This is a genomic window from Flavonifractor plautii ATCC 29863, assembly GCF_000239295.1.
Lineage (GTDB): Bacteria > Bacillota > Clostridia > Oscillospirales > Oscillospiraceae > Flavonifractor > Flavonifractor plautii.
Genome location: NZ_JH417821.1, coordinates 14,501 through 20,908 on the forward strand (window position 1 = coordinate 14,501; position 6,408 = coordinate 20,908).

At 58.1% G+C, this 6,408-nt stretch carries 8 protein-coding genes; all 8 read left to right on the plus strand.

Translation table 11 applies throughout. The features are described 5' to 3' along the window. On the plus strand, positions 1–665 hold a 665-nt coding region (locus HMPREF0372_RS14000), incomplete at its 5' end, for a hypothetical protein (protein WP_007493747.1). After that, the gene (locus tag HMPREF0372_RS18825; RefSeq protein WP_007493749.1) at positions 662–2,332 is read left to right on the plus strand and encodes an S-layer homology domain-containing protein; all 1,671 of its coding nucleotides are present in this window, start codon (positions 662–664) and stop codon (positions 2,330–2,332) included. The genes HMPREF0372_RS14000 and HMPREF0372_RS18825, both read left to right, overlap by 4 nt. Positions 2,333–2,358: 26 nt before the next feature. Then, positions 2,359–2,670, plus strand: coding sequence for a hypothetical protein (locus tag HMPREF0372_RS14010; protein ID WP_007493751.1), 312 nt, complete (start codon positions 2,359–2,361; stop codon positions 2,668–2,670). After that, entirely contained in the window at positions 2,667–3,614 is a 948-nt protein-coding gene (locus tag HMPREF0372_RS14015; protein WP_007493753.1) for a DUF4430 domain-containing protein, read from the plus strand. The genes HMPREF0372_RS14010 and HMPREF0372_RS14015 overlap by 4 nt, the downstream gene beginning before the upstream one ends. Further along, positions 3,583–4,041: a cysteine-rich small domain-containing protein gene (locus tag HMPREF0372_RS21365; protein ID WP_138308653.1), complete on the plus strand. Its 459-nt coding sequence runs from the start codon at positions 3,583–3,585 to the stop codon at positions 4,039–4,041. The genes HMPREF0372_RS14015 and HMPREF0372_RS21365 overlap by 32 nt, the downstream gene beginning before the upstream one ends. Before the next feature lie 152 nt (positions 4,042–4,193). After that, on the plus strand, positions 4,194–5,051 hold the full coding sequence (locus HMPREF0372_RS14020; RefSeq protein ID WP_007493757.1) for an energy-coupling factor transporter transmembrane component T: 858 nt from the start codon (positions 4,194–4,196) through the stop codon (positions 5,049–5,051). Then, positions 5,039–6,025, plus strand: coding sequence for a TIM barrel protein (locus tag HMPREF0372_RS14025; protein WP_039997627.1), 987 nt, complete (start codon positions 5,039–5,041; stop codon positions 6,023–6,025). Before HMPREF0372_RS14020 ends, HMPREF0372_RS14025 begins: the two co-directional genes overlap by 13 nt. Continuing rightward, a partial coding sequence (locus tag HMPREF0372_RS14030; RefSeq protein ID WP_007493761.1) for an ABC transporter ATP-binding protein occupies positions 6,018–6,408 on the plus strand: 391 nt, incomplete at its 3' end. The genes HMPREF0372_RS14025 and HMPREF0372_RS14030, both read left to right, overlap by 8 nt.

A 6,408-nucleotide genomic window follows, 5' to 3' on the forward strand; every position in this document is an offset into this window, starting at 1 on the left:
AAGAGCTGCGGGGATACCGCCAGTGGCTCTCAGAACTGGACGTGGAAAGCCGGGAAGAACAAGAAAGTTCAAGACAAACGGTGGATCCGGACATCTGGCGGGTATTTAATCCCGAAGGGAATATCGGCCGGCAGATTTATGAGAGCTATACGGATGAGGCGCTTTTGGAGGCCGTGGTTGGGACAATGGATCATCCAGGCCATAAGCCACGGCTGTATCAGCTCAGCCTAATACGTCAGGTTTATTTGAAACGGCGCTTTGGAAGTACCAATAAAGCGTGCTGGGCAGCCAAAGGATTTCGAAAAAGGCTGGAAGAGCAAAAGCGGTGGCCGCCAGACTGGCCGGAGCGGGTGTCCGCAGACAGATTCAGGGCGTATTGCGAACGGATTGGTTCTCCCTTGACGGAGCGGGAGTCAGAACTGGTAGAACGCATGTGCAAGTCTGTCAAAGAAAGCTGGCGGCCGCCGGGAGAAGAAGAAATCACACCAGAGCTTAAGAAGCTGTTTCAAAAAAAGCGATGTACCAATAAAAGGGCCATGGAGCTGATGGGCATACCTGTCCTTAGCAAGCTGGCCATGAAGCATTTGTGGAGCTATTGGCTCAGTGCCTGGAGGGAACCTGCAGGGCCTTCCGAAAGAAAAACAGGAGGAGACGCGGTCATATGAAGAAATGGAAACAGCGTGGATTCGCATTTGTGCTTGCCCTGTCCCTGACCACGGGTATGTTGACGGGAGCGCAGGCGGCCGTATCCAAAGAGACCTTGAACGATGCGGTGCAGGATACCGCAGAATATATGTACCGCACCGTACAGAACCCGCAGGTAGGGTCTATCGGCGGTGAATGGGCTGTGCTGGGGCTGGCCCGAAGTGGGTACGATGTACCGGACAGCTATTATCAGGACTACTATGCCACTGTGGAGGCCTATGTAACGGCCTGCGACGGCAAGCTGCACGATAAGAAATATACGGAGTATTCCCGTGTGATAGTTGCTCTCAGCTCAATCGGGAAAGATGCCAGAAATGTGGCTGGATATGACCTGACCAAACCGCTGGGCGACTACGAAAAAACGATTTGGCAGGGGCTTAACGGCCCAATTTGGGCGTTGATTGCACTGGATAGCGCAGGCTATCCCATGCCGGAGAACCCGGAGGCAAATGTACAGGCGACCCGTCAAATGTATATCGACCGCATTTTGGAGTGCCAGCTGCCCGATGGAGGGTGGAGCCTGTTCGGAGGAACAGAGGCAGCCAGTTCTGGCGATGGAATATCCGATCCAGACATCACCGGTATGGCTCTGCAGGCACTGGCCAAGTATCAAGATCAGCCGGAGGTAGCGCGGGCTACTAAGGAAGCACTGACGTGCATGTCGGAACAGCAGAGCGACGATGGCGGTTTTGCGTCCTGGGGGACGGCTAACTCCGAGAGTTGTGTGCAGATGATCGTGGCTCTGTGTGAGCTGGGCATCGAACTGGATGATCCTCGGTTTGTAAAGAACGGAAACACCATGCTGGACAATTTGATGACCTTCTACCGGCAGGGGGAGGGCTTCCTGCACACCCAGTCCGGCTCCGGGTCCAACCAGATGGCGACGGAGCAGGGCTTCTACGGCCTGGTGGCCGCCCAGCGGGCGGCGGAGGGGCGCAGCAGCCTCTACCGCATGTCCGACGCCCTCTCCATCCCCGACGCCGTGGAGACAGAGATGAGCGGGCAGGGACAGGGCTTGGAGGGCAAGGATCCCGCCGTGACCGCCCAGCCTATCACGTCACCGGGTAAGACCTTCCCGGACATCGCCTTCAGTGACCAGATCACCGCCATCGAGGCCTTGGCCGCCCGAGGCATCATTGACGGCAAGTCCGACGGAAATTTTGACCCGGATGGAAGCATGACCCGGGCAGAGTTTGCAACCATCGTGGTACGGGCCCTGGGGCTGACACCAGCGGACACCGGCGCCTTCGTGGACGTGGCCTCCACTGCCTGGTATTCCCCCTATGTGGGCGCGGCCAGCACATACGGCCTTATCAACGGCGTGGGCGAGGGCCGGTTCAGCCCGGACGGGACTATCACCCGGCAGGAGGCGGCCGTCATGGTGTCCCGCGCGGCGGAGCTGTGCGGACTCGAGACGGAGATGGATACCGCAGCTGTGCGGAATATGCTGGCGCAGTTCCCGGACTATATGAGCTCCGCGGAGTGGGCCAGGGCCCAGCTGGCCTTCTGCTACCAGGAGGGGATCCTGAGCCAAACGGAGTTGAACGTCCGGCCCCAGGACGCTGTGACCCGAGCAGAGGTTGCTCAGATGCTTTTCAACCTTCTGAGTAGCGCTGAGCTGCTCTGACGATTACAGAAAGGGGACGAAACAGTATGATGAACGTAGCTTGGTTCAAGAATCCGGATCATGTGGCTTACTGTAAGGAGGAGGAGATACTTCCAAAGCTCTCCCGGGAGCTGGGCATCAACGACCTGGCCCAGCGGGTGGAGGCGTTCCGGAAGGAGCCCTCACCTGAAGGGGAAAATATCAAGGGCCGTAAGCGCACCACTCTCAAGCTGATGATCCCCAATCTGACATTCTCCGAGCCCGTCGACATGGGAGAGAACGTGTGGATCTATATGGGCGACCTGTGCCCGGCCTACTGCCTGTACACGCCGTGGGAAGACAGTGAGGCGGCCGAATGAAGCTGACAAAAGGGAAAATCATTGCCGCTGTGGCCGTGATCGCGGTCCTGGCAGGGGCGTTCTGGTATGGCGGCAACGCGCCAGGTCTTCAGGGCTGGACGGTGCAGGAGCAGGAGAGCAGCGCAGTGCTGGAGGCCGCGCCGCCCGCCTCCGGTCCGGAGGAATCCATAGCGCCTATCGTGACACCTGGCGGGGAGGCGGAAAGCCCCCCGCCGACGGTGAGCGGTAGTCCGGTGCCGTCCGAGACCCCCCAGGAGACTGATGCCCTTGCGCCATCCCCAACACCCGGTGGGCTGGATGCCCGCCCGGGCGGTGCGGAGGGCGGCATGACTGCCCGGGAGAAGGTGGAGGCCGCGGCCGAGCTGGCGGGCGGCTCCTCCGCCGGTGTGGAAAAGGGCGACAAGGCGTACTCAGAGGCCAACGGCATGGAGATCAATCCGGAGACTGGAAAGGACAAGTATCTTACGGATCCAGTGCCGGAAGGAAAGCCTCTGCCGGTGGAGCCGCAGGATGTGGAGTTCTCCGATGTGACCCATACCTGTACGCTCTCTGTCCGCTGTGACACCATTCTGGACAACATGGACTGGCTGGATCCAGAGAAGGTGGAGCTGGTACCGGAAGACGGAGTCATATTCCCTACGACGACTGTTACGTTCTACGAGGGGGAGAGTGTGTTCAATGTGCTCCAGCGCGAGATGCGGAAGGCTGGCATCCATATGGAGTTCGAGGACACCCCCATGTATAACTCCGCTTATATTGAGGGGATTAACAACCTCTATGAGTTTGACTGCGGCGAGCTGTCCGGCTGGATGTATAAAGTGAACGGGTGGTTCCCCAATTATGGCTGCTCACGCTATCAGCTCAAAGAGGGGGATGTAATAGAGTGGGTCTACACCTGCGACCTGGGTGTGGATGTGGGCGGTTTTTATTCGACTGGAGAGTGATCTGAAATTCTTTCAGAGGGATAATGCTCATGCCGTATACGGTAGAGGCAAATGCAGTTGCCGTTCCTGTAAGAACCTATCTGAACGAGTGCGTGGTTGCGGGACGATTCCTGCACTACTGCAGGGAGTGTGGCAACTGCAATACCGGGAAGGCAGGACGTTTTCTTTCTCCTCCAATAAGGCGTGGGAACGCTATCCCTGCCGCTCCATGCGGAAGGGATGGAACTCAGCCGCCTGTTCCGCTATCGTCCGATGTATATGCTGGGCAGAACGTGCGGAGATGCTTCACCATTTGGAGAACGGCGTTAAGGATTGCAGCAAATGCCTGATACCGCACCAAAGGGACAACTATGGCTATCTTGCTGGCCGCTTTCAAGAGATTGCCGGCGAGATAGCGAGGCATGAACAGGAGCCGCGGGCAGAGTAGGCCGAGTAGCGTGCATACCGGGAATGCCTCGCAACAGAAATGCACACCGGGTACGGCTGACTGCCGTACCCGGTGTTTAGAGGGGATGCCTTATCCGAAATAGAGATACCTTTTCCAGCTATCACCCGATAATAAATTTTCTGTATTTTGGAATGGTGATAGCCTTTACAATGTTTTTCATGCACCCGGTCAGCCTCGGCATTTCCCTTGGGTCGGCGCTGGCCTATGCGGTCTATCTGAGGGGGCGGAAGGCGATACGCTTCTCGCTTGTCTTTATGCTCCCCATGATGGCGATGGCCGCCCTGATCAACCCGGCCTTCAACCATGAGGGGGCGACCCTGCTTACATACCTGCCTTCGGGAAATCCGCTCACATTGGAGAGTATCCTGTATGGATTAGCGGCGGCAGCCATGCTGGCCGCAGTGGTGACATGGTTTTCCTGTTACACAGCGGTGATGACCTCGGACAAATTTGTCTACCTGTTTGGAAGGCTCATACCGGCTCTCTCGCTGGTGCTGAGCATGGCACTGCGGTTTGTCCCAAAGTTCCAGGCCCAATTCCACGTTGTGTCGGAGGCGCAGCGATGCATCGGACGGGATGTCTCCGATGGTGGGGTTATCCGGCGGATTCGAAACGCTGTCACGATTTTCTCCATCATGCTTACCTGGAGCCTGGAAAATGCAATTGAGACAGCTGACAGCATGAAGAGCCGGGGGTATGGGCTTCCGGGGCGGACGGCCTTCTCCATTTACCGCTTTGATGACCGGGACAAGATGGCGCTGGGATGGCTGCTCTATTGCGGGTTCTTCCTCTGCTGCGGAGCGGCGGTGGGCGGCTTTTCCTGGAGATACTACCCGACGGCCAAGGGAGCGCCTGCGGCGCCGCTGACAGTCTGCCTACAGGCGGTCTATTTGGCATTATGCCTGACGCCGGTGTTCCTGAATATCCACGCGGACCGTACCTGGAGCAGACTGGACGCCCGAAATGAGGTGAAGCCATGTATCAAATGATGAGCCTGCCTCTGTACTCCGGGACTCTTGGTGAGTACGACAGCTGGCGTGATTTAGGCCAGGAATTGGAACGTCTGGGCTGCGACGGCATCGAAGGCGTCTGGGGCGGAGAGGATCTGCCAAAGGATTTGCCTGCGGAGCTTATGCTTGGATACCACCTGATTTTTTACCCGGACTGGCTGGACTTCTATCGGGATGACCGGGCGGCGCTGGAACAAAAATTCGGCTCATTGGAAGCTGTGGCCAGCTTCTATGGTGGTCTGGGGCCGGATACGCTGCTGGAGCAATACCGCGCGGATTTACGGCGGGCGGTGAACCTGGGTGCCCATTATGTAGTCTTCCACGTGTCGGACGTATCGCTGGAGGAGGGATATACCTACCGCTGGCTGCACACCAACCAGGAGGTCATTGATGCGGCGGTGGAGGTGGTGAACCTCATCCTTGGTGAGGAGAGATGGCCGTTTGAATTCCTGGTGGAAAATCAGTGGTGGCCAGGCTTTACCTTTACAGAGCCGGAGGAGACGGCCCGACTGCTGGAGGGAATCCGTTTTGCAGGGAAAGGGATCCTGCTGGACACCGGACACCTGATGAATGCCTGTACTGAGTTGAAAACTGAGGTAGAGGGAGCGGACTACATCCGGCGTATGCTGAACCGGCATGGCAGCCTGGCAAAGTGGGTGCGGGGCGTCCATCTACACCAGTCCCTGAGTGGGGCCTATGTGAAGGCGCACACTGGTTCACTGCCAGCGGGGCTGCCGGAGGACTATATGGAGCGGTTTGGAGTGAGCTATCAGCACATCCTCCAGATTGATCAGCATCGCCCCTGGACAGACCCCGCCATCCTGTCAGTTCTGGAGCAGATTGAACCGCGCTACCTGACCCACGAGCTGTCCTCTCGCGGGCGCATGGCCCGGGCGGAGGCCGTGAGCGTACAGACAAGATTATTACGGCAGGGAGGACGGATGCGTGTCTGAGCAGAAGAAGCCAAGTATTGAAATTGAACACTTTTCCTTCTATTACCCGGAGCAGGCGGAGAAGACGCTGGACGATTTAACGCTGACCGTGGAGCGGGGGGAATTCCTGGTGTTGTGCGGCCCGTCAGGCTGTGGGAAATCCACGTTGCTGCGTCAGCTCAAGACCGTACTGGCCCCCCATGGCCGCCGGATGGGTCACATCCGCTTTGAGGGACGGCCGCTGGAGGAGCTGGATCAGCGCGAGCAGAGCGCAAGAATCGGCTTTGTGCAGCAGAGCCCGGAGAACCAGATTGTCACCGACAAGGTGTGGCATGAGCTGGCCTTCGGCTTGGAGAGCCTGGGATATGATACGCCTACCATCCGGCGCCGGGTGGCTGAGATGG

Coding starts and splice junctions, on each gene's coding strand:
- HMPREF0372_RS14025 (WP_039997627.1), top strand. CDS start 5,039: ATGTATCAAATGATGAGCCTGCCTCTGTACTCCGGGACTCTTGGTGAG.
- HMPREF0372_RS21365 (WP_138308653.1), top strand. CDS start 3,583: ATGTGGGCGGTTTTTATTCGACTGGAGAGTGATCTGAAATTCTTTCAG.
- HMPREF0372_RS14015 (WP_007493753.1), top strand. CDS start 2,667: ATGAAGCTGACAAAAGGGAAAATCATTGCCGCTGTGGCCGTGATCGCG.
- HMPREF0372_RS14010 (WP_007493751.1), top strand. CDS start 2,359: ATGATGAACGTAGCTTGGTTCAAGAATCCGGATCATGTGGCTTACTGT.
- HMPREF0372_RS14020 (WP_007493757.1), top strand. CDS start 4,194: ATGGTGATAGCCTTTACAATGTTTTTCATGCACCCGGTCAGCCTCGGC.
- HMPREF0372_RS18825 (WP_007493749.1), top strand. CDS start 662: ATGAAGAAATGGAAACAGCGTGGATTCGCATTTGTGCTTGCCCTGTCC.